Here is a 24,803-nt window from a genome sequence, read left to right as displayed (position 1 = left end):
ACTTTACATATTCGATATCGTGTTTTCCGTTCTGGCGCAGGAGTAATCATGCAACTCTACGAGATTGGTCAGTCAGTCGCGAGACGGCGGGCGGAGCTCGACCTGACGCAAGCGCAACTCGCGAAGCTTAGCGGGCTCTCCCGGTTCACGGTCAACCAACTTGAGACTGGCAAGGTGAAGGATCTGGGAATCAACAAACTTATCCCGCTTCTCACCGTTCTTGGGATCGAACTGACGGCCAGTCCGCGGCCCGAACAAAAGGGGCTGTTCAAGGCATCCGTGAGCGCGAACGTTAGCTATAAGCGAACGCTGACGGAAGTCCAACTTGCTCGCGCATTCGCAACGGGAAAAATTCCCGCTGGCTATGAGCCGCAGGTCTCCGTCATTCTGGATGAGGTGCCCGTTCCGGTTGTGGTTAAAGCTGTTGAGGAGGCGGCTAGATCGTCCGGCGTCGCGCCCAAGAAGATCTGGAAAAATCTCGCTACGTGGTCGAAAGACCTGCATCTCTATCGTCGGGTGTGGGATTGATGACTACTCACTCCTCTCATGCGTTACCGGACGGGCCGTGGAAGAGCCTGCCTGGTCACGCGCTTACGCTCATCGATGAAATCGCCGAGCACGAGCGCTCCGATCCCTTTTGGACCTTTGGCGGCGGCACCGTGCTGATGTTGCGATACGGTCATAGGCTCAGCAAGGACATCGATATTTTTGTGCCAGATCCGCAGTACCTGGGTTTCGTGAATCCGCGCATCAGCGAGGTCGCCTCGTACATCACGACCGAGTATGAAGAGCACGCAATTCGTGAAGCTGCTTCTGCCTGAAGCGAGATCGACTTCGTTGTTTCTCCGAATCTGACCGACCCTGGATACGATCAATGGACCTTGCTCGATCGTGCGGTGAAAGTGGAGACGGCGGCTGAAATCGTGGCGAAGAAAATGTGGCATCGGGGTGATCGAGCGACCGCGCGTGATTTCTTCGACCTCAGCCTCGTGATTGAGCGTGACCCCGCTGCATTGCTGGCGGCTGGGGAATTCCTGGTCCGCCATCGAGACACTTTTCTTGAGCAGCTGGCTGCGCGCGACGTGTTCATCCGTCAAGGGTTCTCAGACATTCGGACCTTGGGCTACACGCCCACCTTCGATCGTGCCGTTGCTCTCGCAACTGAATTTTTGCGAGAGATTCCCGAGGCCGGACCTGTGCACAGGCCGCGATCGTGACATTCGTTCAGCGCCCACAAACGAGAAAAGGGCTCAGCTTGCGCTGAGCCCTTTATGTCTTTGGTAGGCCGTACGGGATTCGAACCTGTGACCAACGGATTAAAAGTCCGCTGCTCTACCAGCTGAGCTAACGACCCAAAGAGCCGAAATTATAGTCACACAGACCATAAGTTGTCAACGGAGCGTAAAAAAGCACCGCATCGCGGAACGGAGAAAAACCAAAGAAAAAGCCCGCAGCAACCACGCTACGGGCTCTTTCAACGAGAGGCGCAAAGACCAGCTTCGCTTACTTCACCTGCGACATCTTGCTTTGAGCCGACTGCGCGGCTTCCGTTCCACCGTACTGCGAGATGACCTGATCCAGCGTCTTTTTCGCGGCCGCTTTCTGACCCTGTTCAATCTGGTTGTTCGCGATCGCGAGCAGCGCATCGGCTGCCCGCGGATGCGTCGGATATTTCGTCACCAGATTTTGCCAGGTTGCTGTCGATCCCTTGTAATCACGCAGAGCGTACTGCGCATTACCCAACCAATATTGCGCGGTCGGCTGGTAAGGGCTGTCCGGATACTTGGCGACAAACGTCTTGAACGACGCTGCAGCATTCTTGAAGTCGCCGTTACGGAACTGCGTTGACGCCGCATTGAACGATTCAGTCTCGCCGGGTTGCACCGTCCCTTGCACGCCATCCACCGTCTGCTGCTGCGGTTCGAACTTCTTCAACCGGCCATCGAGGTCGGTGTAGTAGTCCTTTTGCTGCTTTTGCACCGTCGTCAATTGATTGGCCAAGTCCTCGTTCTGGCCTCGAAGCGTAGCGACCTGCTGATTCAACTGGTCGAGACGATTCGATTGATCGAGGATCGTGCGCTGAGCGGCGGACAACTGGCTAGCCAGACTGTCCGTTTTCGTGCGCAAATCGAGCACGGCTTTACGTGCTTCATTGTCGTCAAACAACGCCGCGTGCGCCGACCCGCCGACCACGGCCGAACCTAACAAACATGCAACTGCGACCGCGCGCAGCGAGGGGAAGCGATACAACATACGGCGACTCACCCGTGACTGGTTACGTTACTGTTGATAAGCGAGGTCAGCGCGGCGATTCTGCGCCCACGACGACTCGTCATGCCCGGTTGCCTGCGGCTTTTCCTTGCCCAGACTCACGGCTTCCATTTGCGAATCGGCCACGCCCAGCAGCGACATTGCGCGACGCACCGCTTCAGCACGCTTCTGGCCCAATGCCAGGTTGTATTCGCTCGTGCCGCGTTCGTCGGTGTTGCCCTGGATCAGGACATGACGATCCGGGTGGCTCTTCAGATACTGCGCGTGTTGTTGCAGCAGCGGCTGATAGTCGTCACGAACAGCGTAGCTGTCGAAGTCGAAGTAAATGCTGCGTTTTGCCAGCGGGCTGTTTGGATCGTTCAGCGGGTCGACGTTGACCTGTTGAACGGCGTTCGCGTCGGGTTGCGTGCCGATCGCGCCTTTGTTTGCACCTTCATCCAGCTTGACGCCTGAATGACATGCGGCCAATGCACCGACCATCGCCACTGCAAAGCCGAAACGAATTTTAGACATCATGGTTACTCTCCTTGTGTGTTGCTGCTTAAGTTATTGCGTGAGGTTTATTGCATGAACGGACCCCAGGATGGCTCGCGTACGCTGCCCCCCTGAAGCGACAAGACTTGCCGCGTACGACCATCGGTCGATACGGCAGCCAACACGCCACGCCCGTCCACCTGGGTGGCGTAGAGGATGTACTGACCATTCGCCGCAAAACTGGGCGATTCGTCATGCGTGGTGTCGGTCAGGCCCGTCGCCGTGCCGGACCCGAGGTCCAGCAAATACAGCTTGAAGCCGCCGCCAACACGCGAAATGTACGCAATCTGCTTGCCGTCCGGGCTCACTCGCGGGCTTGTATTGTAATTGCCCGTGAATGTGACGCGCTGTGCCTGGCCGGCGCTTTCGCCGTTCGCCGACATCTTGTAGATCTGAGGCTGGCCGCCGCGGTCGCTCGTGAAATAAATCGTGTTGCCATCGGGAGAGTAAGCCGGCTCGGTGTCAATCGAGCTGCCCTGCGTCAGGCGACGCAAACCACTGCCGTCTGCGTTCACCTGGAAAATCTGCGTGTTGCCGGTAGTCGACAAGGCGACCGCGAGCTTGCGGCCGTCCGGTGACCATGCCGGTGCACTGTTATTGCCTTTCTGATTCGATACGATCACACGCTTGCCTGTCGGCAGGTCGTGTATATAAACAACGGGCTTTTTCTTTTCGAACGAGACGTACGCGACCTTGGTGCCATCAGGCGACCACGCCGGCGAGATGATCGGCTCGGGGCTGGACAGCGCAATGCGCGCATCCTGACCATCGGAGTCCGAAATCTGCAACTGATAACGGCCGCCGGTCTTGATCACGTACGAGAGGCGCGTCGCGAAAACACCACGATCACCCAGCAATTTTGCGTAGATATAGTCCGCAATCTTGTGCGCACTCATGCGCAGACCGCTTTCCGGGCTGACGAGCGACAGGCCGCCCAAGCTTTGCTGCTTGACCGTGTCGTAAAGCCGGAAGCGCACTTCGTACTGACCGTTCGGCAGGCGATTCACGCTGCCGGAGACAAACGCGTCCGCGCCTTTGGCTTTCCAGCTGCCGAGATCGACCGAGTCCGTTTCCGAAACAGGCGTACCACCCGCATCAATATTCGTGAACTTACCGCTGCGCGCCAAATCCTGACGAACAATCGCGCTGATCTGCTGCGGCGAACTGGCTTCGTTGGCAAACGTGGCGGTGGCAATAGGAAATTGGGTAGAACCCACGCCCGTGACAAGCACGTTCAACTGCGCGTGGGCAGCGCTGCCCGCGGCGATCAGGCAGGATGCAACAAGTGTTTTCAGGCCAAGCTTCGTCATCAAACTCATGTATCTGGTTCCAGAAAAGCGATTTTTAAACTACCGGCGGCAGCAGAACAGACCGCCGGATGCACAATTCGTTCCCGTTAGGGCTCACTGTGCACCGTCGTTTTACCATGTCTGTTCAACCACCCGCCGGACGCAATGTGATCGTAAACGTGCCGGGCGCCTGGCCGTTGGTATCCAGGGGCATCGGATCCGAGCGCTGAACTGCGCGCAACGCCGCCTGGTCCCACTGCTCATTGCCGCTCGAGCGCTGAATTGTTGACGACAACAACGTACCCGTCGACGGCGACACGCGTACCGAGACCACCGTCTCAAGTCCCGCCGTTTCCCCCGCCCACACGATGTTCGGACGCACGCGACGCTGCACCTTCTCCGCATAGCCAGCCGACGTTGCCGTCCCACCCGCGCCGTGACCCGTGCCACTCTTGGCGAGCCCGTCACCGCTTGAACTCGTGCCCCCGCCAGCCTGACCTTGCAGCGCTGCCAAACGGGCGTTACGTTCCTTATCAAGCTTCGCCTTCGCCTGCGCGTCGGCCTGGGCCTTGGCTTTAGCCTTCGCATCCGCCTGAGCCTTAGCCTTGGCGTCTGCCTGTTCTTGTGCCTTCGCTTCGGCTTCCTTCTGCTGCGCCGCGGCTTTCGCTGCGTCAGCTTCCTTCTCCTTAGCCTGTTGCGTCTTCTGCTGCTCGAGCTTTTGTTGAGCGAGCTGCTTTTGCTTATCGGCTTGCTTTTGCTTGTCCTGAACCGCCTTTTGCGCGGCTAAAGCAGCTTGCTGCGCGGCCTGCTGTGCTGCGAGCTGCTGCTGGCGCTTCGCTTCGGCTTCCTGATCGGCCAGCTGTTGCGCACGCTGCTGTTCGGCGAGTTGCGCGGCGCGCGCTGTCGCCTCCTGCTGTTTACGCTTCTTTTCCTGCAAGGCGATGTCAGCGTCCTCGTCCTTCGCCGGCGGCGGCGCAGGCTGCACCTTGATCGGCGGGGCGGGCGGCGGCGTAACGCGGGGCGTAGGCACCGACAGATCCGGGATCTCGGTCCACAGCTCCGCCTCGGCGCCCGCCGGGGTGTTGTTTTGCCAGTTGACGCCGTGATACAGGAGGATCCCAAGCAGCACGTGCATCAGCGCGGCGAGCGCGAACGCCTTCCATGTCCCGCGTTCACGCGGCGGACGGATGGGGCGCGCGCTGGTCCGCGCGCCAGGGTGCCCGCTGGGCTGCTGATTCATCATTGCGATTTAACTAACAATCCGACCCGTTTGACGCCTCGCGCCTTCATATCGGACATTACGTTCATAACGACTTCATATTTCACGGTCTTGTCGGCGGCAATCACGACCGGCTGGTCGGGATGCGACTCCTGCCGATTCAGCACGAAAGTCTTGAGGTCGCCTTCGGTCATGTTCTGCTGCTGTGCCGCGCCGCCGTCGTCCTTGTAGCGCACGTTCATGCTGCCGTCGGCCTTGATATTGACCACGACCGGAGGCGTTTGCTCCTGCGGCGCTGCATTACCGACCGTTGGCAGGTTGATGATGGACGGCGAGACGAGCGGAGCGGTCACCATGAAAATAACGAGCAACACGAGCATGACGTCGATGTACGGCACGACGTTGATGTCGGACATGGCGCGCCTTGAACTGCCGCGCATGCTGGAACGCATTGGACCTCCGGCCATTCTGAACTCCTTAGTGAGCCTGACGCTGCAAGATGTTCGAGAACTCTTCGATAAACGTTTCGAAGCGGATGGCCAGCCGGTCGATATCGTGTGCATAGCGGTTGTACGCCACCACCGCCGGAATTGCTGCGAACAGGCCGATTGCCGTAGCCACAAGTGCTTCGGCAATACCCGGCGCCACGTTCGCAAGCGTTGCCTGCTGGACGTTTGCGAGGCCGCGGAACGAATTCATGATCCCCCAGACCGTGCCGAACAAACCAATATACGGACTGACCGACCCCACCGACGCGAGAAACGCGAGATTCACTTCGAGCACATCCATTTCACGCTGGAACGCGGCACGCATGGCGCGGCGGGAGCCATCGAGAATGGCCGCCGGATCGTTCATGCGGCGCTCTTTGCCCTTGAGGAACTCACGCATGCCCGATTCGAAGATCCGCTCGAGCGCGCCAATGGTGTGGCGGTTGTTGGCAGCGCTTTGATAAAGCGCCTGCAGGTCGCCGCCCGACCAGAAGTCTCGTTCGAAGCGCTCGGTCTGATTGCGCGCACGCCGGATGGCAAACCACTTGCGGATGATGTAGGTCCACGACAACAACGACAGTATCAGCAACAGCGCCATGACGGCCTGCGCCAACAGGCTGGCATGGATGACGAGAGAAATGATCGACAGGTCTTGTGTAGTGTTCATAAAAGTCCGCTGTTACGTCCCAAAGGGGCGTCCGAGGCGCGCTGGCAGGGAACTGTCAGGCTTTCGATAAATGACTGAAAGCGTCGGCAGGCTTGCCAGCAGATGCTCGGTACTTCTGTGCCCGCATGCCTGATGGCACGCGGGCTCGATTCGGTTCGGTTCAGGTCTTGATGGAGTCAAAAGGTCTTTGTCTACATGGGTTTTTCTGAACAAGATGTTTTAAACGGTGCTGACATTGGCACGGTTGACGCGTTAATTGAGACAGACTCTTGCGGTCCGCGACGCAACCCGTTGAGCACGCAGGCGGGAATGCCGACCGGGCGGATAGCGCCGAGACTGACCGACGCCACCTTGATGTTGCCGGACGCGAGCAAAATGCCGTCTCGCCAGGCTTCCTGATGGAAATCCACCGATGCTCGGCCAATACGCTCGATCCGGCTCATCACGTGAACGACATCGTCAAGGCGCGCCGGCGCCGAGTATTCCACCGCCGTGCGCTTGACGACGAACAATACGCCGTCTGACTCGGCCAATACACGCTGGTCGATGCCGCACGCGCGCAGCCATTCAGTGCGCGCCCGTTCGAAAAACTTCAGGTAGTTCGCGTAGAAGACGATGCCGCCAGCGTCGGTGTCTTCGTAATAGACCCGGAGCGGCCAATCGAAGGTCAAGAGGCCTTTCGCCTGCTGAGGCTCGCTGGTGGACATGTTCATCCACGCATTTTACCGGAAGCCGCGAAACGTCCGTCGAATCGTGGTGCCGGTTGCTGCTTTCCGGCAACTATCGACTGAGCGCCGGTCGTATTCACGGATACCTGGATCAGCCGCGATGCACGTTCAGCGGCCCGAACGACTGAGCGACCGGCATCAACTCGATCGTGTTGATATTCACGTGCGCCGGGCGGGTGGCGATCCAATAGATGGAGTCGGCAATGTCTTCGGCCGTCAGCGGTTGCACGTCCTTGTAGACGTTCGCCGCCTTCGAGTCGTCACCTTTGAAGCGCACGTTCGAGAACTCAGTGCCGCCGCACAGGCCCGGTTCGATATCGGTTACGCGCAGCGCCGTGCCGTTCAGGTCTGCACGCAGGTTCAGGCTGAACTGGCGCACGAACGCCTTGGTCGCGCCGTAGACGTTGCCACCCGGATAGGGATACGTCGCCGCGACCGAACTCAAATTGAACACGTGCCCGCGATTGCGTTCGACCATGCCCGGCAACAACGCGTGCGTGACCGTGACGAGCCCCTTGCAATTGGTATCGATCATGTTGTTCCAGTCGTCGAGGCTCGCGCGCTGTGCCGGTTCCAGGCCGAGCGCCAGGCCGGCATTGTTGACGAGCACGTCGATCTGCGAAAAGGCTTCCGGGAGCGCCGCGACAGCCGATTTGATCGCGGCTTCATCGCGAACGTCGAGTTCGACGGGCAGCAGCGCGTCGCCAAGTTCCTGCGATAGCGCCAACAGACGGTCTTTGCGGCGCGCGGTTGCAATCACGCGATGGCCACCTTTTACAAACGTGCGGGCGATAGCTGCGCCGAAGCCGGCGGACGCGCCAGTGACAAATACGATCATGTGCGGATTCCGGTTGTAAGGTTGCTGTTCAGGTTACGGTAAGCGAGTTTTCACGCTGCGGCACCTGGGCGCGTGCGGGAAAGCCGAACAGCGTACTTCCATTGCTGCGACGCGACAAGTTGCCAGTTTTTATGCCAATGAATCATTCAATTCGACTGGACAGGACCGCGGAGCAGTGCAAATTTCGCTCCCGGCCGGCAATTTTAGCCGCTTTGTCACACTCGCACGCCGCGGCCGACGGAACTTTATGGCCTTGAAAGCACCTGTTTAAGGCGTTTTCCGGCAGTTGCCTATTCTCAGGCAGCCCATTAAACTAGGGCGCTCCAGCCCTGCGTAACTGGCGACAAGGATCTTCGGATCCAAGGTGGATTAACCCACCGGGAAGCGCAGGGTGTCGTTTTGCCGTTCGCCTGGGCAGCTGAGATCCGCACGCGCTCGTTGCGTTGCCGGTGGCTGTCCGTCTCGCGTAACCGGAGCTTCTCTCTTCCGCCTCGCTTGGGACCCATCGTGCTTCGCGCTGTAGGCGAACGCGGTGCATATGTGCACGCGCGATCCGGTCAACTGGCATCCATTCAACGGAAAACGTATGTTTGATAAAGCCCAAAGTACTATCGCCCAAGTCGATCCGGAATTGTTCGCGGCGATCGAACAGGAAAACCAGCGCCAGGAAGATCACATCGAACTGATCGCGTCGGAAAACTACACGAGCCCGGCTGTCATGGCCGCTCAGGGCTCGCAACTCACCAACAAATACGCAGAAGGCTACCCGGGCAAGCGCTATTACGGCGGCTGCGAGTACGTCGATATTGTCGAGCAGTTGGCTATTGACCGCGTGAAACAACTGTTTGGCGCCGAAGCCGCCAACGTGCAGCCCAATTCCGGCTCGCAAGCCAATCAAGGCGTGTTTTTCGCCATGCTCAAGCCGGGCGACACCATCATGGGCATGAGCCTGGCCGAAGGTGGTCACCTCACCCACGGTTCGCCGGTGAACATGTCGGGCAAATGGTTCAACGTGGTGAGCTACGGCCTGAACGAAGCCGAAGACATTGACTACGACAAGACCGAAGAGCTCGCCAAAACGCACAAGCCGAAGCTGATCGTGGCAGGCGCTTCGGCGTTCGCGCTGAAGATCGATTTCGAGCGCTTGTCGAAGATTGCGAAGAGCGTTGGCGCGTATTTCATGGTCGACATGGCGCATTACGCCGGTCTGATCGCAGCCGGCGTTTATCCGAACCCGGTGCCGTTCGCGGATTTCGTCACGACTACGACTCACAAGAGCCTGCGCGGTCCGCGCGGCGGCGTGATCCTGATGAAGGCCGAGTACGAGAAACAAATTAACTCGGCCATCTTCCCGGGCATTCAAGGCGGCCCGCTCATGCACGTGATCGCCGGCAAGGCTGTTGCGTTCAAGGAAGCGTTGTCGCCGGAATTCAAGGCGTATCAGCAGCAAGTCGTAGACAACGCGCGGGTGCTCGCCGAAACGCTGGTGAAGCGCGGCCTGCGAATTGTCTCGGGCCGCACTGAAAGCCACGTGATGCTCGTCGACCTGCGCGCCAAGCACATCACCGGCAAGGCAGCGGAAGCTGCACTCGGCAAAGCGCATATCACCGTGAACAAGAACGCGATTCCGAACGATCCGGAGAAGCCGTTCGTCACGAGCGGCGTGCGTATCGGCTCGCCGGCCATGACCACGCGCGGCTTTGGCGTGGCTGAGGCCGAGCAGGTGGGCAACCTGTTTGCCGACGTGCTGGATGCGCCGGACGACGAAGCCAACCTCGAGCGCGTACGCGCGAAGGTCGCCGCGTTGACCACGCAATTCCCGGTCTACGGCTAAGCCATGCGCTGCCCCTTTTGCCGGCATGAGGACACGCAAGTGGCGGATTCGCGCGTGTCGGAAGACGGGGCGGCAATTCGCCGGCGGCGGCGTTGCCCCGCTTGCGACAAACGCTTCACCACGTATGAGCGCGTGGAACTCGCGTTGCCGTCGGTCGTAAAGAAGGATGGCAGCCGTACCGAATTCGATCGCGCGAAAATTGTAGCGAGCATGCAACTGGCGCTGCGCAAGCGTCCGGTTGCGGCTGACGCAGTTGACGCCGCCGTTGCGCGGGTCGAATACCAATTGCTTGGCAGCGGTGAGCGCGAAGTTCGCAGCGACCGTCTGGGTGAACTCGTGATGAACGAGCTGCGCCAGTTGGACACCATTGCCTACGTGCGTTTTGCTTCGGTCTACAAACGCTTTGAAGACGTGTCCGAATTCGAGGACGTGCTCGAGGAATTCCGGCGCGCCGCGCCGCGCAAAACCAGTCCCCGCAAACGCTGAGCGTTTCTGCATTTCGTTGGTCCTCTCTCGCTTGAGCCTGGGATCGTTTCGATAGCATGTCGAAGCTTTCGCACGTCCGATACTCGACCGATCGGCTAATAGCGGACATCGAAAATTCTCTTTAGATTGAGCGTTGATTCAGTCCAATCGATAAGGAATGCAGATGAATTTAATATGTCCGTTAGGCTTCACGCTGGTCGAGCTTCACGCTGCTCGAATTGATGATCACGCTCGGCATGGCGGCGATCATCGTTGCGTTTGCGATGCCGGTTTATCGGGAACAGGTGGCAAGAGGGCGTCGACTGGACGCGGTGAGCGCGTTGTATCGCGCCGCTCAATACGTGGAGAGTGCGCGAACGGGTTCGGGCAATGAAGTTGCTGCCCAGCTGCCGCTTGGCTTGAATCAGGCGCCGGCGTGGGGTGCGCCAATTTACGTGTTGCGGATGCTCGGCGAGACGGAGCAGAACGGCGGGTATTCGATTGAAGCCCAGCCGGTCGACGCAAACGACGTGTGCGGAATCTATTCGCTGGATGCGACGGGTGTCAGGTCAATTCGGTCGGCGGAAAAACTCACGCCGCCCAAAGTGGCGGCGTGCTGGAGTCGAAAATGAACGAATTCCTAGCGCCTCAAGTTTCCGGATCGACAACAACGTCGGACACCACCGGCTTGTCCGGATTCGACTTGATCTGCTGCCACACTCGATACGCCTCCCAACCCACCAGGCCCAAACCGCCCCACTTGAGTATCGGCTTCGCGCTCGCGAGCAGCCGGCTGCGCACGGGTTTCGTGAGCACCAGCGAAGCGAGCGAACTTACAACGGGGTATTGCTTGAGCAACAGGCCGAGGCCTCCCCCCCCGCTGAACAGGCCGCTCAGCCCACCCAAGCGGCTCATAAAGCCGTTGCCGCTCGATGCCCGGCCGCGTTTGCGGCGCCCCGGCATCAGCAAACTCAGGACGCTGAAATGAGAGAACTTGTAACGCAAATCGGCGCTCGCTTGCGCAAGTTCCATGCGCTCGACGTCCGCCCGCGCGATCAGCAATTCTTTACGCAATGCGCGCATGTGGGGCGTGCTTAGCTTGTGCGCGGTCGCTCGCTTCTGGGCTTTGAAGGTATCGTCGTAGTGACTCATGGCGTGGCGGGCTCTTGGAAAGTCGTCGATGAATACTGTTTCGTCGTACTGCGCGGGCGTCGCCATGAGGTGAGCCCTTGGCGCACGTTAATTGAAGGTGTCGCGGTCCTTCTTGAATTCGGCAATCGTACTGTCGAAAACGTTCGGGGCATTCAGCAGGCCGGCGCGCGCCCGAATTGCGCAAAACACTGCAACCAGCGCATACGCAACCGTGATCCCTGCCAGCGACTGCCACCGGTACGTGTCCCAGAACGCAATCGCGACAAGCACCGTGAGCGTGATGAGCGCCATCATGGTGAGCATCATGGCGGCCAGACCGAGGAACAGTACGCCGATCAACCGCTCCTTCTCTTCCGCGAGCTCGATGCCGATCAGCTCCAGGCGAGTTTCGAAAATGGCGAACACGGAAGTGACAATGCGGCGCAACGGCCCTTGCGTATCGTGCTGAGATTGCCTTTCTGTCGTCATGGCTTGAGCGCGAGGAGCGCGTTATTTTAGGCGCGAAGGTTTCCGGCCGGGTCGCATAGCAGCGCCGGCCGGTCTAGTAAGCTGGACGCCGGTCAGCAAGGCCCCGACGGTCCCAGGTGGTTACGATTTTCACCGGCGAAGTCAGCCATGCGAAGTTAGCCCTGATGCAGCAAATGCAGCAAATAGCGAACCGCACCAGAACCATGGCTAACCTGGCCTCTGGAATTGTGAGAGTTAGCGGCGATTGATTAGCAAACCAACGACCACGCCTAATCCTGCAGCAATCCCGATTGATGCCCACGGGCGTTCGTGAACGAAATCGTCGGTGGCACGAGCAGCTTTCTTGCCCTTTTCGATCACCACGACTTGCGCGTCGGCAGCCTTTTCCTTCGCTTGTTTCAAGCGGGTTAGAGCGGTCTCGCGCAACTCGGATGCACGCTCGCCTGTGGCGCTTGCGGCCTGTTTCAACAGGTCTTCGGCGTCTGCGAGAACGGTTTTAATATCCGACATGAATCGCTCCTTATTGATTTGTGACATTGATGGCTCCAAACAGGTGAGGCAACGCCAATCGTACCAAAGAAGCGGGTGCTGATTGGCGCCCATCCGGCCCCTGAAACAAGTTATGCAGGATTTGTTCCTGCTGTCATGATGAGCGTCATAAGGATATTTAAAAGGGCATTGCGTCACCGCTTACACGCCAGCCATTACGTGAACGGGGCGTGTAACTTCACAGCGAACGGTGAACGCTCCAGCCAAGAACATTCCGGCCGAGGCCGAAAAATTACAAAAATGCATGACGATGTGACGGAATGTTCGTTCGTTGTGCAGGTCTACTCCCGTATGCTTTAACTTTTGCCGGGCTCCCTGCAACCTACCTACATCAGACCTGCACTGCGCGATGATTCACGCGGTGCATTACTTCGAGGAGAGACCATCATGAGCTTGCGTCTAGGCGACACGGCGCCCGATTTCGAACAGGATTCCAGCATTGGCCGAATCAAGTTTCACGAATGGCTGGGTGACAACTGGGGCGTGCTGTTTTCACATCCAGCGGATTTCACGCCGGTCTGCACCACGGAACTGGGCCTGACCGCGAAGCTGGCGGGTGAGTTCGAGAAACGTAATGTGAAGGCGATTGCGCTGTCAGTCGATACCGTGGAGTCGCATAAGGAGTGGATCAAGGACATCAACGAGACGCAGGCGGCGAATGTCGGCTTTCCGATCCTGGCCGACGGTGACCGCAAAGTGTCAGAGCTCTACGACATGATTCACCCGAACGCGAATGCCACGCTGACGGTGCGCTCGCTATTTATCATCGATCCGAAAAAGAAGGTTCGCCTGACCATTACGTATCCGGCGAGCACCGGCCGGAACTTCGATGAAGTCCTGCGCGTGATCGATTCCCTGCAACTGACCGATAGCCATTCGGTTGCAACGCCGGGTAACTGGAAGCAGGGTGATGACGTGATCATCGTTCCGTCGCTACAAGATCCGGAGGAAATCAAGCGCAAGTTCCCGAAGGGTTTCAAGGCTGTGCGCCCGTATCTGCGCCTGACGCCGCAGCCGGACAAGAAGTAAGCGCCGGCTGGAAGGCGTAAAAAAGCAAAAAAGCAAAAAAGCCAACGCATGAAACACGTTGGCTTTTTTGCTTTTCGGCCGCCTTGAGAAACCTTCAAGACCCCGATAGGAACGAATTCAGAAAAACGCCTGAATCCCTGTCTGAGCGCGTCCCAAGATCAGCGCGTGGATATCGTGCGTGCCTTCGTACGTGTTCACCACTTCAAGATTCACCAAGTGACGCGCCACGCCGAATTCGTCTGAAATTCCATTGCCGCCGAGCATGTCACGCGCCAGTCGCGCGATATCCAGCGCCTTGCCGCACGAATTGCGTTTCATGATCGACGTGATTTCGACCGCCGCCGTGCCTTCGTCCTTCATACGGCCCAACCGCAGCACGCCTTGAAGCCCGAGGGTGATTTCTGTCTGCATGTCCGCGAGTTTCTTTTGAATCAACTGGTTCGCGGCAAGCGGACGGCCAAACTGCTTGCGATCCAGCGTGTATTGACGAGCCATGTGCCAGCACGCTTCGGCCGCGCCCAGCGCGCCCCACGCGATTCCATAGCGCGCCGAATTCAAGCAGGTGAACGGGCCTTTAAGCCCGCTCACGTTCGGCATCAGGTTTTCTTCCGGCACGAAGACTTCGTCCATCACGATCTCGCCGGTAATCGATGCCCGCAAGCCGACCTTGCCGTGAATGGCCGGCGCGCTCAAGCCCTTCCAGCCTTTCTCCAGGATAAAACCGCGAATCAGGTCGCGGCCATCCTCTTCCAGCTTCGCCCACACGACGAACACATCGGCAATAGGCGAATTCGAGATCCACATTTTTTGCCCGGAGATCGAAAAACCGCCGTCCACCTTTTTAGCGCGCGTTGTCATGCTGGCCGGATCGGAGCCGGCGTTCGGCTCGGTGAGCCCGAAGCAGCCGATCCATTCGCCGGTCGCCAGCTTCGGCAGATACTTTTGCTTCTGCGCTTCAGTGCCGAATGCGTTGATCGGCACCATGACGAGTGACGATTGCACCGACATCATCGACCGGTAACCCGAATCCACGCGTTCAACTTCGCGCGCGATCAGCCCATAGCTGACGTAGTTGAGACCCGGACCGCCGTACTGTTCGGGAATGGTCGGGCCAAGCAGGCCAAGTTCGCCCATCTCGCGGAAGATCGCCACGTCCGTGTGTTCGTTGCGGAACGCGTCGAGCACGCGCGGCTGCAGCTTGTCCTGCGCATAGGCGTGCGCGGCGTCGCGGATCATGCGTTCTTCGTCGTTGAGTTGCTGGTCGAGCAGCAACGGATCTTCCCAACTGAAGCGGGCGTCATCGGCCATGTTCTTTCTCCTGTTTCCTCTATTCCCGATTTTCGGACTTGACTCTAGTTCCGCTAAGCGGAACAATGTTTTGCAAATTAGAACTGAGTCTAGCATCCAATGCCGAGCACTTCCATCCGGAATTCCGAGTCGCCGACGTCTTCCGAATCGTCCGCGGAGTCTGCCGATTCGTCAGAAGGAATCGATGAACGCAAGTTTGTCGTCGCGCTCGCTCGCGGCCTGGAAATGCTGCGAGCGTTCCGTCCGGGCGAGACCTTGCTGGGCAACCGCGATTTCGTCGATAGAACCGGCCTGCCCAAAGCCACCGTCAACCGGCTTGCATACACGTTGACCACGCTGGGTTATCTGCGTTTCGACGAACCGGCCGGCAAATACGCGCTCGACACGGGCGTGCTGTCGCTGGGCTTCGCGTTGCTGGCCGGCGCCGATGCGCTGGAACTGGCGCGTCCGCACATGCGGGTTCTGGCGCGGGAAATTGGCGCGGCGGTGTCGCTAGGATGCCGCGATGGGCTCGACATGATCTATCTGGAGACCATCCGCAGCGAGACGGCGCTGACACTGGGTCTGGCTCCCGGTTCACGGCTGTCGATGCTGACCAGCTCAATGGGGCGCGCATATCTGGCGGTGCAGGACCCGGATCAGCGGGCGGCTTTGCTCGAAGAACTCGGCGCGGCAGCGGTGAAAAACGGCGAAGACGGCGCGCGGCTGGTGAAGGCGGCGAAAGAGGCGATCGACGATTACGCCCGCGATGGCTGTTGTTATTCGTTTCGCGACTGGCATGCCGATGTGAACGCGATCGCCGCGCCTTTACGCGATATTCGCAACGGGCGATGGCTGGTTCTGAGCAGCAGCGGGCCGGCATCGTCGATGGATGAAGCCTATTTCCGCAATATTGTTGCGCCCAAGCTACGGATGTTAGCGGCGCGACTGGCGTGAAGGACGCCTGATTGAGCCCGAATAAAGCCGCTTAATAGTGAAATCGGGTCGAAATTGGTCAAAAAGTGATTTAGAAATAACATCCCAAAACATGGCTCTTAGAACATAATTCGATGAAACAGCCGCAGGGAGACTAAAAAATGACCGGGTTCTCACTGGACGCAACGGATTGCCGTATTTTGTCGGTGCTGCAAGAAGATGGACGTATCAGCAACCTCGATCTGGCTGAGCGTATTTCGCTTTCGCCGTCGGCATGTCTGCGGCGCATGCGGCTGCTCGAGGAAGAAGGGGTAATCGCGAGCTATCGCGCCTGTCTGGACCGGGAACGGCTCGGCGTGGAACTGGAGGCGTTCGTCCACGTTTCCATGCGTAACGACCAGGAAAACTGGCACGAGAAATTCGCCGCCGCGGTGCGGGAATGGCCGGAAGTGGTAGGCGCGTTTGTTGTGACCGGCGACACGCATTACGTGCTTCGGGTGCTTGCACACAATCTCAAGCACTACTCGGACTTCATCCTGAGCAAGCTGTACAAGGCACCGGGTGTGATCGATATCCGTTCGAACATCGTGCTTCAGACCATGAAGGACGAAGCGGGCGTGCCGGTCGCCCTGATCGACAGAACGGGCAGCGTGTCCGGTTCCGCCTAGGCTGACTGCGCCGGTTACAACGATCCAAGTGTATGAAACTGCCCCGCCTGAAACACGAGCGGGGCAATCTCCGCTGCATTCTCATGCACGCCGCATCGCTCGACCTGGCCCACGAAGATCACGTGATCGCCTTCCTGATAACGGCTGCGATTGTGGCATTCGAACCAAGCCAGCGCGCCATCGAGCACCGGCATCCCGGTGTCGCCCGCGGCGTGCGACACGCCGGCAAAACGGTCTCCCTTGACCGTCGCAAAGCGTTTGCAAAGATCGACTTGGGTTGCGGCGAGTACGTTGACCACGTAGTGACTATTGGCCTGGAAGACTGGCATCGATGCGGATTTGGTCGCGAGGCTCCACAGCACCAGCGGCGGATCGAGCGAAACAGAATTGAACGAGCTGGCAGTAATGCCGATCAACTGGCCGGACTCGGTGCGCGTGGTGATCACGGTGACGCCGGTGGCAAACTGGCTGAGGGCGTCGCGGAAAGCGGTGGCGTCGAAATTCGGTGGATTAGCGCGTTTCATCGGGATGGGATCAGGTTCGACGGTATCGGCGGAATCCAGGCGGCAAACAATAGCTGAACAATAAGCCGGATGAAGTTTTCGAAGTCATCGGAGGATTGCGATTGTTACGATTCTATCGGAATCGACTCGTTCGCCTCTGTGCTAAAGGCCGTACAGCCAACGCGGACAACCGAAAACCAGTAAGCTGGCAGGGTTGATTCACAGGCTTCCGCACGCATTTGATAGCTCTCGCGGAACACGAACCAGGAGCCAGCATGACGCAACATGACGCGCAGGCAAAGCGCGAGACCGCCACCATTGGCGGTGGATGTTTTTGGTGTACCGAAGCGGTTTTTTTAGGCGTCGAAGGCGTGCTGTCGGTGCAATCGGGTTATGCCGGCGGTCAGGTGAAAAACCCAACGTATGAGCAAGTCTGCGACGGCACGACGGGGCACGCCGAAGTCATCAAGGTGGAATTCGATCCGGCGGTGATTGGGTATCGCAACGTGCTGGAGATTTTCTTTGCTACTCACGATCCAACGCAACTCAACCGGCAAGGTAATGACGTTGGCACGCAGTATCGGTCGTCCATCTTCACGCACTCCGACGAACAGCGGAAGATCGCGCTGGACGTGATCGACGAATTGCAGAAGGAAGGCGTTTTTGATGGCAAGATCGTTACCGACGTCGCGCCGTTGAACGGCAATTATTTTCCGGCCGAAGACTATCACCAGAACTACTTCGAGCAGCACCCGAATCAGGGATATTGCGCGTTCGTGGTCGCGCCGAAGGTGGCGAAGTTCAGACAGAAGTTCGCGCATCGGCTGAAACGCTGAGCGTTTGGTGGCACGTAGAGTCAAAGCGGGCTTCGCGAAATCGAAGCCCGTTTTTTATTCTCGCGGGAGCGGCATTCCAGCCGCCAGGTACATCGCGATCTTGAAGCAAGTCAGCGGCGCCGAACCCTCCGCCTTGTTGTTCACCGCGATCACCACCGGCTGCCCTGCGAGCGCGTAGCGCAGCGCGAGTTCGGCGAGCGCTTCGTGCGTGTCCGGATCTTCATCGACGAGTTTATCGAACGGCTCGTACTTCGCTTTCGCCTGCTCGTATTTGAATCCGCCGTGCAAGCTCCAGCGTACGATCAGCGGGCCCAGCCCACCTTCGTCCAGCAGCGCGAGCGCTTTTGCCTGACGCCGTGGATCGGGCATGCGTGCATGAATGCCGACGCAATATCGGACCCTTGCGTCACGCAGCACGCGGATAAACCGAGGCGTCAGCATGATTGCGTCGCGCAATTCCACCGCGTAGCAACTTTCACCCGGCAACGCCGGCAACGCGTTGAGGAACGCGGACAAGCGCTCAAGGAATAGGGCTGGATCGACGATCAGCGCATCCGGCAACGGCGGAATCTGGAACACGAGCGCGCCGGCTTTTTCACCCAGACCGGCAATGCACGGCTGCACGAATTCATCGATGGCAATTTGCGCGTTCAGGAAAGCGGGGTTGTCGCCGGCGGGTGCGCCCTTGTCGCCACGGACGGTGGCATCGGTGACTGAAGCGGGCGCCTTGACGATGAAGCGAAAGTGCGCCGGCACCTGGTTCGCATAGCGCGCATAGTCGGCTACCGATAACGGCCCGTAGAACGACCGGTCTATCGATACACACCGCAGCAACGGATGCGCGCCGAGCGCGTTGAGGCCATCGCGAGACAGTTTCTGGGACGAGTATTGGTCGCCATAGACGATGTCACGCCAGCCGGGAAACGACCACGTCGATGGGCCGATATGAACGGTGTCCGGAAGACGCTGAGCTAACGCGTGATGTTCAGGCGCGGCGACAACGGGCAAGACGCCGCCGCGTGATTTCGGTTTGGCGGGAGATGGGGCAGCAGAAGCAGGTTTGCTTGCGCACGTTTCCGGATCTTCCACCACGCCAAATAAATTGACCTGCGGCGCGGATTGCACGCGCGGTTCCGAACCCGCATCCAGTTCGTCATCGGATGCGGGTTCATGAGCAGCGGCGGAATCAGGCGTTGAACTCAGAGCGGTTTATCGTAGATATAACGGCGTGACCACGGCAGCGTTTTCGCGCTGCGCCCGGCCTTGCGGCACACGATCTGATAAATCGATACGTCATCGTTCTCGAACGCGTACGCGCAACCCGCAAGATACACGCGCCAGATGCGAAATTTTTCATCGTCGACGAGCGCCTTCGCCTGCTCCGCCTTCGCCTCGAAATTTTCCGCCCAGATGTCGAGCGTGCGCGCGTAGTGACGGCGCAGGCTTTCCACGTCGACGGCTTCCAGGCCGCCTTTCTGCAGCGCTTCGAGCGCAAGCCCGATGTGCGGCAGCTCGCCGTCTGGGAACACGTAGCGGTCGATGAACTCGCCGCCGCCAAGCGCTGTCTCGCCGCTATCGAAGTCAGTCGACGTGATGCCGTGGTTCATCGCAATGCCGTCGTCGACCAGCAGATCGCGCACCTTGGCAAAGTAGCCGGGCAGGTTCTTGCGGCCGACGTGCTCGAACATGCCGACGCTGGTGATCCGGTCGAACTGGCCTTGCACGTCGCGATAATCCTGCAGGCGGATCTCGATCTGGCCTTCCAGCCCGGCGTCTTTCACGCGCTTCGTGGCGAGGTCGAACTGGTTCTGCGAGAGCGTGACGCCCACGCATTTCGCCCCGAATTTCTGGGCGGCGCGCAAGACGAGCGCTCCCCAGCCACAGCCGATGTCCAGGAGACGCTGGCCCGGCTGCAACTGGATCTTCGTGAGGATGTGGTCGATCTTCTTGATCTGCGCGGTCGCGAGGTCTTCATCGCCATTCTCGAAATACGCGCACGAGTAGACCATGTTCTTGTCGAGCCACAGCTCGTAGAACTCGTTCGATACATCGTAGTGGTACTGAATGGCCTTCTTGTCCGACGCCTTCGTATGATTGAAGTAGCGCCGCACGCGCGCCAGCTTGCTCGCGCTCGTGACCGTGTTCTTGGCCAAGCCGTAGCCAATGTTGATGATGTCCGACAGCTTGCCTTCGATGTCGATCTTGCCCTTCACATAGGCTTCACCGAGATTGTCGAGACTCGGTTCGAGCAGATAGGGCAGGGCGGTCGCGCTCTTCACATGTAGTGTGACTTGCGGCGCCGCGAAACTTCCGAAGTCATGTTGCTGTCCATCCCACAGAACCAAGCGGGCGGGCAGGTTGGCCCGGTCCCGGATGTCCTGCACCCACTGCGTCAGCTTTTTCTCCCAAAACATGCTCGTTCTCCGCGCTCAGATGAAAATGAAGCTAAACCGGTTCGATTGCACTGCACGTTTTCCACATTGCTCGCGATACCTTTCCGTCTCGCCTTTCTCTCTCACCCTCACCGCCCGCACACGCCGCAACGAGACGCGGATGAATGCCGGTTCAGTCAATACGGGTTCACGAGGAACCCGGTGAAAGTAGAAGTCTTGCTAAGGCTAAGGCGATAGGCGGACGATTTGCCATTGCTGGCCGTTCGCCCCAAGCGTGTGTGCAGCACGTTTATAGACGACACGGTCATGCAACCGTGACGGACGGCCCTGCCAGAATTCGATGGTGTCGGGGACGAGCCGGTAGCCGCCCCAATGTGGCGGACGCGGCGGGTTGTCACCGTATTTCGCAACCAATTCGCGCTCGCGGGTTTCAAGCACCGCGCGGCTTTCGATCACTTCACTTTGCTCCGACGCCCACGCGCCTATTCGCGATCCAAGCGGGCGCGACGCGAAATACGCATCGCTATCTTCCGGACTTGTCTTGACGACGGAGCCCTCGATACGCACTTGGCGTTCGAGTTCGATCCAGTAAAACAGCAGGCTCGCGGCGGGGTTGCTCGCGAGTTCATGACCCTTGCGGCTGAGGTAATTCGTGAAGAAAACGAAACCCCGGTCGTCTACGCCCTTGATCAGTACGATGCGTGCCGATGGGCGTCCATGCTCGTCCACAGTCGCGAGCGTCATGGTATTGGGTTCGGGTAATTGTGCGTCGAGCGCCTGCGCGAACCACGCTTCGAATTGTCGAATCGGGTTGGGATCCACGTCGGATGTTTCCAGCGATCCGACGGAATAATTCTTTCGAAGATCAGCGAGGGTCGTCATTTTTTATGCAAACGCTTCAATCGCATTAGTATAGCCAAGGTCGTCAAATTCTGCGCTTTACTGCCAACGTCCCTTTGATCTTGAATGATTTAGATCATGTTTCCCGGGCGACAGAATTTGACCCAATTCGGCACTTATTTTCATTTTGCTTTCAAAAACTGGCCGGTGATTTCTTACGTCCAATCTTCGATAAGGCAGAATACGCAATTCGGCGAATTCTTGCTGATATCCGGTTCTATCGTTGTGATAGCGCGTCAGCGCGGACCGGTGCCGCTTGCCGATTTCCCGATGCTTCCTTGCCTTGTTTTTGCTTGTTCTGCCACCCTGCCGGCTACCTGATCATGACCGCTTTTCCTGCCTCCGCCGACACTTTAAATCTTACCTCCACCGCGCCGGAGTTTGAAGCCGCCGACCGCGCCCGGCGCTTTGGCGGCGTGGCGCGCTTGTATGGCCCGGCCGGGCTCGCGGCGTTCGAACGCGCGCATGTTGCGGTGATCGGGATTGGCGGCGTGGGCTCGTGGACGGTCGAAGCGCTCGCGCGCAATGCGATTGGGCGTTTGACTCTGATCGATCTCGACAACGTGGCCGAAAGCAATACGAACCGCCAGGTCCACGCGCTGGATGGCAACTACGGCAAGGCGAAGGTCAGCGCGATGGCCGAGCGGATTCACCTGATCGATCCGGCATGCCGCGTGGAGCAGGTTGAGGATTTTATCGAGCCCGCGAATTTTGATTCGGTGCTCGGCGGCGGTTTCGATTTCGTCATTGATGCAATCGACAGCGTGCGTACGAAAACCGCGCTAATTGCGTGGTGCGTCGAGCATGGGCAACCATTGATCACCGTTGGCGGAGCGGGTGGGCAACTCGATCCGACGCGGATTCGTATCGACGATCTGGCGCTCACGATCCAGGACCCGCTGCTCTCGAAAGTGCGCGGGCAACTGCGCAAATTGCACGGCTTTCCGCGCGGACCAAAAGTGAAGTTCAAGGTGAGCGCGGTCTATTCCGACGAGCCGCTGATCTACCCGGAAGTACCCGTTCCCGATGCCGGCGAAGTGGCCGGATCGGACGATGCGCTACCTGCCGTCGCGGGACCGGTTGGATTGAATTGCGCGGGGTTTGGATCGAGTGTCTGCGTGACGGCGAGTTTCGGATTCGCCGCCGCGGCCTATGTATTAAGAAATATCGCGGGCCGGGCTTGAACGTCGCTTCAGTTAAAAAAATGGCCGCTTTCAAGCGGCCATTTTTCACGGTGCCCTGCTCGTCTATATCAAATTAAACTATTTGAAAGGTTTCTGGCTTCAGACGCTTAATGCGTTAATTCGCGTCGGTTTCCGTTAATTAATCGCCGCGCTCAATTTACGCCGCCATTGCGAAACCACTTCAGGCTGATGCGCCGCCAGGCCGAATACCGACAGCATGGTTTTGCGGCCCACGTCGTCCATGAACTTGCGGTCGCGTGTCACGATCGCGAACAATTGCTCCAGCGCGCCGTTGTAGTCGCGGCCGGCAATCAGCCGGTTGGCCAGCGCGAAACGGGCCTCCAGATCGTCCGGATTGGCGTTTACGGCGTCGATCAGGGCGTCGGCGGGCGGCAGGCTCTCGGCCGCATCGGCGGCGTCCAGTTCGGTCTTTAGCGCGTTGTAACGAGCATCGATTCCTTGCGTGGTTTTTGGCGACAGCAGCTTCTCTTCATCGCGTGCTTCGTCGGTCCGGCTCGCGGCAAGCAGCCACTCGATCAAGTCCAGCCGCGCGTCGTCATAACCGGGGTCCAGCGCCAGCGTTGCCTTGATATGGTCGATAGCGAGATCGGCGTCGCCGGCCTCGTACGCCGCATGGGCGGCACGCCGCTCGGCTTCCGCACCGTCCGGAACCAGCTTGTCGATGAACTCGCGCAACTGGCCTTCCGGCAGCACGCCGATGAACTGGTCAACGGCATGGCCGTCCGCGAACGCGACCACGTGCGGAATGCTGCGCACCTGGAAGTGCTGCGCCAGTTCCGGATTTTCATCTACGTTGACCTTCACCAGCTTCCACTTGCCCGCGCCTTCTGCTTCCAGCCGTTCGAGCATTGGGCCGAGCGTCTTGCATGGACCGCACCACGGCGCCCAGAAATCGACGAGCACCGGTGCAAGCGTGGACGCGGCGATTACGTCCTGTTCGAACGTGGCGAGTGTTGTATCCATGGTGTTCCTCCAAAAACGCTTAAACGATGAACAATTCGAGATGAACGATTATCTTGGGGCAAGCCGGCCAAGTTCAACCGGGTGCGTGCCTGATTCAGTTGAAGGCTTGGGGTCCGGATCCTAAGTCCCACCAGTCTCAAGCTTGACGTCTATTCAGGCGGATTGGCTTGACGGCGCGGCGGCGGCAACGGGATGAATTCGGTTTCACCGGGGACCTGGCCCATCCGCTGTTCACTCCACGCCAGTTTTGCTGCCTCGATTTTCTCCCTCGAACTCGAGACGAAATTCCACTCGATGAAGCGCGGGCCGTCCAGCGGCGCGCCGCCCAGCAGCATTGCGATGGCGCCTTCCGTACTGCGCAGATCGGCGGAAATCCCCGGCTTCAAAACGGCCATCTGTCCGGCGGGGAGCACGTCTCCGTCAATGGAGAGATCGCCTTCCAGCAGATACACCCCGCGCTCCTCATGCTCCGTGTCGAGTGTCACGGCGCTGTTCGCCGAAAATCGCGCCGCGACATAGAGGGTGGGAGAGAACGTCGTGGTCGGCGCCGTTTCGCCGAAGGCGCTGCCGGCAATCACCCGCAAGATCACGCCATTACTTTCGATTTGAGGCAGCGTCGCGGCCGGATGGTGCTCGAATGACGGCGCGCACTCCTCTTCCGCGACGGGCAACGCAACCCACGTCTGGATGCCATGCATGGTCTGCCCGGCGGCGCGTTCCTCGTCGGGCGTGCGCTCGGAATGCACGATGCCACCGCCGGCCGTCATCCAGTTCACGTCGCCGGGCGAGATCTTCTGGACCGAGCCGACGCTGTCGCGATGCATGATCGCCCCCTCGAAGAGATACGTGACCGTCGCGAGGCCTATGTGCGGGTGGGGGCGCACGTCCAGCCCGACGCCGGGCACGAGCGTTGCAGGGCCGATATGGTCGAAGAATATGAACGGTCCGATAGTACGGGCAGCCAGTGCAGGCAGTACCCGACGCACCATGAGGTTACCGACGTCGTGCTGATGCGGCTTGAGGAACGCTTGGATTGTGGAAGACATAAGGACGTCCGGGTTGCGTGCTCGGAACTGCAATTCTACTGGGCACCGTGTGGAAGTACGCAAGCGGTATCCGCGCGATAGGCCATTCGGCAGGGCGTTCAAGCGTGCAACTTTCGACGGACCATTTCGATACACCTTTGCGATGGACCTTTTTCACCTAGCCTAAACAGGAGTTTCACCATGACGAAGAACACGCTTTTGATCGCCATAGCCGCCGGACTGTTCGCCACCAGCGGCGCCTACGCCCAAACGTCGAACGGCGATTCATCGACCGCGCCGGCAATGCAAGGCGCTGATTCTTCCGATGCCGCTTCCGCGCCGATGAAAAAGCACAAGATGCGCAAGCACGCGAACCCGCAGTCGTCGGTCGGGCAGTCGGCTAACCCGAGCAAAACACCCGCAGTGGAAACGGGCGCCAGTGCCGCGACGGAAAACGGTCAAAGCAAGTAGTTTGGGACGCCCGGGGCATTTCGTTTCAAGAGGTAACGTTTCAGATAGAAAGCGCTTGTGCCCTGACCGGCGCAAGCGCTTTTTT

Annotated in this window: 29 protein-coding genes, 1 tRNA gene, 1 pseudogene and 1 riboswitch; of the genes and pseudogenes, 12 read left to right on the top strand and 19 right to left on the bottom strand. The window is 59.0% G+C overall.

Features of this window, described 5'->3' with window-relative positions; translation table 11 throughout:
- Positions 1-48 precede the first annotated feature (48 nt).
- Both ACMX25_RS09840 and ACMX25_RS09835 read left to right on the top strand, forming a co-directional pair.
- Positions 49-528, top strand: coding sequence for a helix-turn-helix transcriptional regulator (locus tag ACMX25_RS09840; protein ID WP_414949542.1), 480 nt, complete (start codon positions 49-51; stop codon positions 526-528).
- Positions 528-1,217: pseudogene (locus tag ACMX25_RS09835) on the top strand (nucleotidyl transferase AbiEii/AbiGii toxin family protein). Before ACMX25_RS09840 ends, ACMX25_RS09835 begins: the two are co-directional and overlap by 1 nt.
- A 61-nt stretch (positions 1,218-1,278) precedes the next feature.
- Here the strand turns inward: ACMX25_RS09835 and ACMX25_RS09830 are convergent.
- The 9 genes from ACMX25_RS09830 to ydfG form a co-directional block, all read right to left on the bottom strand.
- Positions 1,279-1,354, bottom strand: a tRNA-Lys gene (locus tag ACMX25_RS09830).
- A gap of 149 nt (positions 1,355-1,503) precedes the next feature.
- On the bottom strand, positions 1,504-2,253 hold the full coding sequence (gene ybgF, locus ACMX25_RS09825; protein WP_414949540.1) for a tol-pal system protein YbgF: 750 nt from the start codon (positions 2,251-2,253) through the stop codon (positions 1,504-1,506).
- A 27-nt stretch (positions 2,254-2,280) separates the two neighbouring features.
- Positions 2,281-2,787 carry a peptidoglycan-associated lipoprotein Pal gene (gene pal, locus ACMX25_RS09820; protein WP_299705380.1) on the bottom strand — a complete coding sequence of 169 codons (507 nt, stop codon included), beginning with the start codon at positions 2,785-2,787 and terminating at the stop codon, positions 2,281-2,283.
- Positions 2,788-2,831: 44 nt separating this feature from the next.
- Positions 2,832-4,124 carry a Tol-Pal system beta propeller repeat protein TolB gene (gene tolB / locus ACMX25_RS09815; protein WP_414949539.1) on the bottom strand — a complete coding sequence of 431 codons (1,293 nt, stop codon included), beginning with the start codon at positions 4,122-4,124 and terminating at the stop codon, positions 2,832-2,834.
- 115 nt (positions 4,125-4,239) lie between these two features.
- A complete protein-coding gene (gene tolA, locus ACMX25_RS09810; RefSeq protein ID WP_414949537.1) occupies positions 4,240-5,337 on the bottom strand; it encodes a cell envelope integrity protein TolA in 1,098 nt (365 codons plus the stop codon).
- Positions 5,334-5,780: a protein TolR gene (gene tolR / locus ACMX25_RS09805; protein WP_299705386.1), complete on the bottom strand. Its 447-nt coding sequence runs from the start codon at positions 5,778-5,780 to the stop codon at positions 5,334-5,336. Before tolR ends, tolA begins: the two co-directional genes overlap by 4 nt.
- A 10-nt stretch (positions 5,781-5,790) precedes the next feature.
- Positions 5,791-6,468, bottom strand: coding sequence for a protein TolQ (gene tolQ / locus ACMX25_RS09800; protein ID WP_299705389.1), 678 nt, complete (start codon positions 6,466-6,468; stop codon positions 5,791-5,793).
- A gap of 191 nt (positions 6,469-6,659) precedes the next feature.
- Positions 6,660-7,175 carry a tol-pal system-associated acyl-CoA thioesterase gene (ybgC, locus tag ACMX25_RS09795; RefSeq protein ID WP_414949536.1) on the bottom strand — a complete coding sequence of 172 codons (516 nt, stop codon included), beginning with the start codon at positions 7,173-7,175 and terminating at the stop codon, positions 6,660-6,662.
- A 112-nt stretch (positions 7,176-7,287) separates the two neighbouring features.
- Positions 7,288-8,034, bottom strand: a complete 747-nt coding sequence (gene ydfG, locus ACMX25_RS09790; protein ID WP_414949535.1) for a bifunctional NADP-dependent 3-hydroxy acid dehydrogenase/3-hydroxypropionate dehydrogenase YdfG — start codon at positions 8,032-8,034, stop codon at positions 7,288-7,290.
- Between the two features lie 323 nt (positions 8,035-8,357).
- Positions 8,358-8,457, top strand: a riboswitch (ZMP/ZTP riboswitch).
- A gap of 163 nt (positions 8,458-8,620) precedes the next feature.
- On the opposite strand from ydfG, the gene glyA reads away from it, so the two are divergent.
- From glyA to ACMX25_RS09775, 3 genes are all read left to right on the top strand, one after another.
- Entirely contained in the window at positions 8,621-9,868 is a 1,248-nt protein-coding gene (gene glyA / locus ACMX25_RS09785; protein WP_414949534.1) for a serine hydroxymethyltransferase, read from the top strand.
- Between the two features lie 3 nt (positions 9,869-9,871).
- On the top strand, positions 9,872-10,354 hold the full coding sequence (gene nrdR, locus ACMX25_RS09780) for a transcriptional regulator NrdR (protein ID WP_414949532.1): 483 nt from the start codon (positions 9,872-9,874) through the stop codon (positions 10,352-10,354).
- A 221-nt stretch (positions 10,355-10,575) separates the two neighbouring features.
- A complete protein-coding gene (locus tag ACMX25_RS09775) occupies positions 10,576-10,965 on the top strand; it encodes a type IV pilin protein (RefSeq protein WP_414949531.1) in 390 nt (129 codons plus the stop codon).
- A gap of 16 nt (positions 10,966-10,981) precedes the next feature.
- Here the strand turns inward: ACMX25_RS09775 and ACMX25_RS09770 are convergent, their stop codons facing one another.
- The 3 genes from ACMX25_RS09770 to ACMX25_RS09760 all read right to left on the bottom strand — a co-directional run bounded on the left by ACMX25_RS09770 (position 10,982) and on the right by ACMX25_RS09760 (position 12,490).
- Positions 10,982-11,485: a DUF3318 domain-containing protein gene (locus ACMX25_RS09770; RefSeq protein WP_414949678.1), complete on the bottom strand. Its 504-nt coding sequence runs from the start codon at positions 11,483-11,485 to the stop codon at positions 10,982-10,984.
- A gap of 87 nt (positions 11,486-11,572) precedes the next feature.
- The gene (locus tag ACMX25_RS09765; RefSeq protein WP_414949530.1) at positions 11,573-11,953 is read right to left on the bottom strand and encodes a phage holin family protein; all 381 of its coding nucleotides are present in this window, start codon (positions 11,951-11,953) and stop codon (positions 11,573-11,575) included.
- 234 nt (positions 11,954-12,187) lie between these two features.
- Entirely contained in the window at positions 12,188-12,490 is a 303-nt protein-coding gene (locus ACMX25_RS09760; RefSeq protein ID WP_299708871.1) for an ElaB/YgaM/YqjD family protein, read from the bottom strand.
- A gap of 399 nt (positions 12,491-12,889) precedes the next feature.
- Here ACMX25_RS09760 and ACMX25_RS09755 point away from each other — a divergent pair, with 399 nt between their 5' ends.
- Positions 12,890-13,531 (top strand): peroxiredoxin, encoded by a 642-nt coding sequence (locus ACMX25_RS09755; protein ID WP_414949529.1) that lies wholly within the window; start codon positions 12,890-12,892, stop codon positions 13,529-13,531.
- A gap of 117 nt (positions 13,532-13,648) precedes the next feature.
- On the opposite strand, the gene ACMX25_RS09750 is transcribed toward ACMX25_RS09755, so the two are convergent.
- Entirely contained in the window at positions 13,649-14,839 is a 1,191-nt protein-coding gene (locus tag ACMX25_RS09750) for an acyl-CoA dehydrogenase (RefSeq protein ID WP_414949527.1), read from the bottom strand.
- A 99-nt stretch (positions 14,840-14,938) separates the two neighbouring features.
- On the opposite strand from ACMX25_RS09750, the gene ACMX25_RS09745 reads away from it, so the two are divergent.
- Positions 14,939-15,775: an IclR family transcriptional regulator gene (locus ACMX25_RS09745; RefSeq protein WP_414949526.1), complete on the top strand. Its 837-nt coding sequence runs from the start codon at positions 14,939-14,941 to the stop codon at positions 15,773-15,775.
- A gap of 140 nt (positions 15,776-15,915) precedes the next feature.
- Positions 15,916-16,422 (top strand): Lrp/AsnC family transcriptional regulator, encoded by a 507-nt coding sequence (locus ACMX25_RS09740; protein ID WP_414949525.1) that lies wholly within the window; start codon positions 15,916-15,918, stop codon positions 16,420-16,422.
- A 14-nt stretch (positions 16,423-16,436) separates the two neighbouring features.
- On the opposite strand, the gene ACMX25_RS09735 is transcribed toward ACMX25_RS09740, so the two are convergent.
- Positions 16,437-16,946 carry a flavin reductase family protein gene (locus ACMX25_RS09735; RefSeq protein WP_165092496.1) on the bottom strand — a complete coding sequence of 170 codons (510 nt, stop codon included), beginning with the start codon at positions 16,944-16,946 and terminating at the stop codon, positions 16,437-16,439.
- 254 nt (positions 16,947-17,200) lie between these two features.
- Between ACMX25_RS09735 and msrA the strand changes: the two genes are divergently transcribed.
- Complete coding sequence (msrA, locus tag ACMX25_RS09730) at positions 17,201-17,761, top strand: peptide-methionine (S)-S-oxide reductase MsrA (RefSeq protein ID WP_414949524.1); 561 nt, start codon at positions 17,201-17,203, stop codon at positions 17,759-17,761.
- Between the two features lie 54 nt (positions 17,762-17,815).
- Here msrA and ACMX25_RS09725 read toward each other — a convergent pair whose 3' ends face one another.
- The 3 genes from ACMX25_RS09725 to pdxH form a co-directional block, all read right to left on the bottom strand.
- Positions 17,816-18,886: a DUF72 domain-containing protein gene (locus ACMX25_RS09725; RefSeq protein WP_414949523.1), complete on the bottom strand. Its 1,071-nt coding sequence runs from the start codon at positions 18,884-18,886 to the stop codon at positions 17,816-17,818.
- Positions 18,887-18,960: 74 nt separating this feature from the next.
- The gene (locus ACMX25_RS09720; RefSeq protein WP_414949522.1) at positions 18,961-20,175 is read right to left on the bottom strand and encodes a class I SAM-dependent methyltransferase; all 1,215 of its coding nucleotides are present in this window, start codon (positions 20,173-20,175) and stop codon (positions 18,961-18,963) included.
- A 204-nt stretch (positions 20,176-20,379) separates the two neighbouring features.
- On the bottom strand, positions 20,380-21,036 hold the full coding sequence (pdxH, locus tag ACMX25_RS09715) for a pyridoxamine 5'-phosphate oxidase (protein ID WP_414949521.1): 657 nt from the start codon (positions 21,034-21,036) through the stop codon (positions 20,380-20,382).
- A 117-nt stretch (positions 21,037-21,153) separates the two neighbouring features.
- Here pdxH and ACMX25_RS09710 point away from each other — a divergent pair, with 117 nt between their 5' ends.
- Together ACMX25_RS09710 and ACMX25_RS09705 are read left to right on the top strand one after the other, a co-directional pair.
- A complete protein-coding gene (locus tag ACMX25_RS09710) occupies positions 21,154-21,375 on the top strand; it encodes a hypothetical protein (RefSeq protein WP_414949520.1) in 222 nt (73 codons plus the stop codon).
- A 2-nt stretch (positions 21,376-21,377) separates the two neighbouring features.
- Positions 21,378-22,238 carry a tRNA threonylcarbamoyladenosine dehydratase gene (locus ACMX25_RS09705; protein WP_414949519.1) on the top strand — a complete coding sequence of 287 codons (861 nt, stop codon included), beginning with the start codon at positions 21,378-21,380 and terminating at the stop codon, positions 22,236-22,238.
- Positions 22,239-22,373: 135 nt separating this feature from the next.
- Here the strand turns inward: ACMX25_RS09705 and trxA are convergent, their stop codons facing one another.
- Complete coding sequence (trxA, locus tag ACMX25_RS09700; RefSeq protein WP_414949517.1) at positions 22,374-23,222, bottom strand: thioredoxin; 849 nt, start codon at positions 23,220-23,222, stop codon at positions 22,374-22,376.
- Between the two features lie 149 nt (positions 23,223-23,371).
- Positions 23,372-24,268 carry a pirin family protein gene (locus tag ACMX25_RS09695; protein WP_414949516.1) on the bottom strand — a complete coding sequence of 299 codons (897 nt, stop codon included), beginning with the start codon at positions 24,266-24,268 and terminating at the stop codon, positions 23,372-23,374.
- A gap of 180 nt (positions 24,269-24,448) precedes the next feature.
- On the opposite strand from ACMX25_RS09695, the gene ACMX25_RS09690 reads away from it, so the two are divergent.
- The gene (locus ACMX25_RS09690) at positions 24,449-24,718 is read left to right on the top strand and encodes a hypothetical protein (protein WP_414949515.1); all 270 of its coding nucleotides are present in this window, start codon (positions 24,449-24,451) and stop codon (positions 24,716-24,718) included.
- Positions 24,719-24,803: the final 85 nt, after the last annotated feature.

Source organism: Caballeronia eucalypticola (genome assembly GCF_047608185.1).
GTDB lineage: Bacteria > Pseudomonadota > Gammaproteobacteria > Burkholderiales > Burkholderiaceae > Caballeronia.
This window is presented reverse-complemented; position numbering and strand designations above follow the sequence as displayed.

Bases quoted from the DNA above. Each gene is read 5' to 3' on its own strand.
- ACMX25_RS09840 (WP_414949542.1), top strand. From the start codon at position 49: ATGCAACTCTACGAGATTGGTCAGTCAGTCGCGAGACGGCGGGCGGAG.
- ybgF (WP_414949540.1), bottom strand. From the start codon at position 2,253: ATGTTGTATCGCTTCCCCTCGCTGCGCGCGGTCGCAGTTGCATGTTTG.
- pal (WP_299705380.1), bottom strand. From the start codon at position 2,787: ATGATGTCTAAAATTCGTTTCGGCTTTGCAGTGGCGATGGTCGGTGCA.
- tolB (WP_414949539.1), bottom strand. From the start codon at position 4,124: ATGAGTTTGATGACGAAGCTTGGCCTGAAAACACTTGTTGCATCCTGC.
- tolA (WP_414949537.1), bottom strand. From the start codon at position 5,337: ATGATGAATCAGCAGCCCAGCGGGCACCCTGGCGCGCGGACCAGCGCG.
- tolR (WP_299705386.1), bottom strand. From the start codon at position 5,780: ATGGCCGGAGGTCCAATGCGTTCCAGCATGCGCGGCAGTTCAAGGCGC.
- tolQ (WP_299705389.1), bottom strand. From the start codon at position 6,468: ATGAACACTACACAAGACCTGTCGATCATTTCTCTCGTCATCCATGCC.
- ybgC (WP_414949536.1), bottom strand. From the start codon at position 7,175: ATGTCCACCAGCGAGCCTCAGCAGGCGAAAGGCCTCTTGACCTTCGAT.
- ydfG (WP_414949535.1), bottom strand. From the start codon at position 8,034: ATGATCGTATTTGTCACTGGCGCGTCCGCCGGCTTCGGCGCAGCTATC.
- glyA (WP_414949534.1), top strand. From the start codon at position 8,621: ATGTTTGATAAAGCCCAAAGTACTATCGCCCAAGTCGATCCGGAATTG.
- nrdR (WP_414949532.1), top strand. From the start codon at position 9,872: ATGCGCTGCCCCTTTTGCCGGCATGAGGACACGCAAGTGGCGGATTCG.
- ACMX25_RS09775 (WP_414949531.1), top strand. From the start codon at position 10,576: ATGATCACGCTCGGCATGGCGGCGATCATCGTTGCGTTTGCGATGCCG.
- ACMX25_RS09770 (WP_414949678.1), bottom strand. From the start codon at position 11,485: ATGAGTCACTACGACGATACCTTCAAAGCCCAGAAGCGAGCGACCGCG.
- ACMX25_RS09765 (WP_414949530.1), bottom strand. From the start codon at position 11,953: ATGACGACAGAAAGGCAATCTCAGCACGATACGCAAGGGCCGTTGCGC.
- ACMX25_RS09760 (WP_299708871.1), bottom strand. From the start codon at position 12,490: ATGTCACAAATCAATAAGGAGCGATTCATGTCGGATATTAAAACCGTT.
- ACMX25_RS09755 (WP_414949529.1), top strand. From the start codon at position 12,890: ATGAGCTTGCGTCTAGGCGACACGGCGCCCGATTTCGAACAGGATTCC.
- ACMX25_RS09750 (WP_414949527.1), bottom strand. From the start codon at position 14,839: ATGGCCGATGACGCCCGCTTCAGTTGGGAAGATCCGTTGCTGCTCGAC.
- ACMX25_RS09745 (WP_414949526.1), top strand. From the start codon at position 14,939: ATGCCGAGCACTTCCATCCGGAATTCCGAGTCGCCGACGTCTTCCGAA.
- ACMX25_RS09740 (WP_414949525.1), top strand. From the start codon at position 15,916: ATGACCGGGTTCTCACTGGACGCAACGGATTGCCGTATTTTGTCGGTG.
- ACMX25_RS09735 (WP_165092496.1), bottom strand. From the start codon at position 16,946: ATGAAACGCGCTAATCCACCGAATTTCGACGCCACCGCTTTCCGCGAC.
- msrA (WP_414949524.1), top strand. From the start codon at position 17,201: ATGACGCAACATGACGCGCAGGCAAAGCGCGAGACCGCCACCATTGGC.
- ACMX25_RS09720 (WP_414949522.1), bottom strand. From the start codon at position 20,175: ATGTTTTGGGAGAAAAAGCTGACGCAGTGGGTGCAGGACATCCGGGAC.
- pdxH (WP_414949521.1), bottom strand. From the start codon at position 21,036: ATGACGACCCTCGCTGATCTTCGAAAGAATTATTCCGTCGGATCGCTG.
- ACMX25_RS09705 (WP_414949519.1), top strand. From the start codon at position 21,378: ATGACCGCTTTTCCTGCCTCCGCCGACACTTTAAATCTTACCTCCACC.
- trxA (WP_414949517.1), bottom strand. From the start codon at position 23,222: ATGGATACAACACTCGCCACGTTCGAACAGGACGTAATCGCCGCGTCC.
- ACMX25_RS09695 (WP_414949516.1), bottom strand. From the start codon at position 24,268: ATGTCTTCCACAATCCAAGCGTTCCTCAAGCCGCATCAGCACGACGTC.
- ACMX25_RS09690 (WP_414949515.1), top strand. From the start codon at position 24,449: ATGACGAAGAACACGCTTTTGATCGCCATAGCCGCCGGACTGTTCGCC.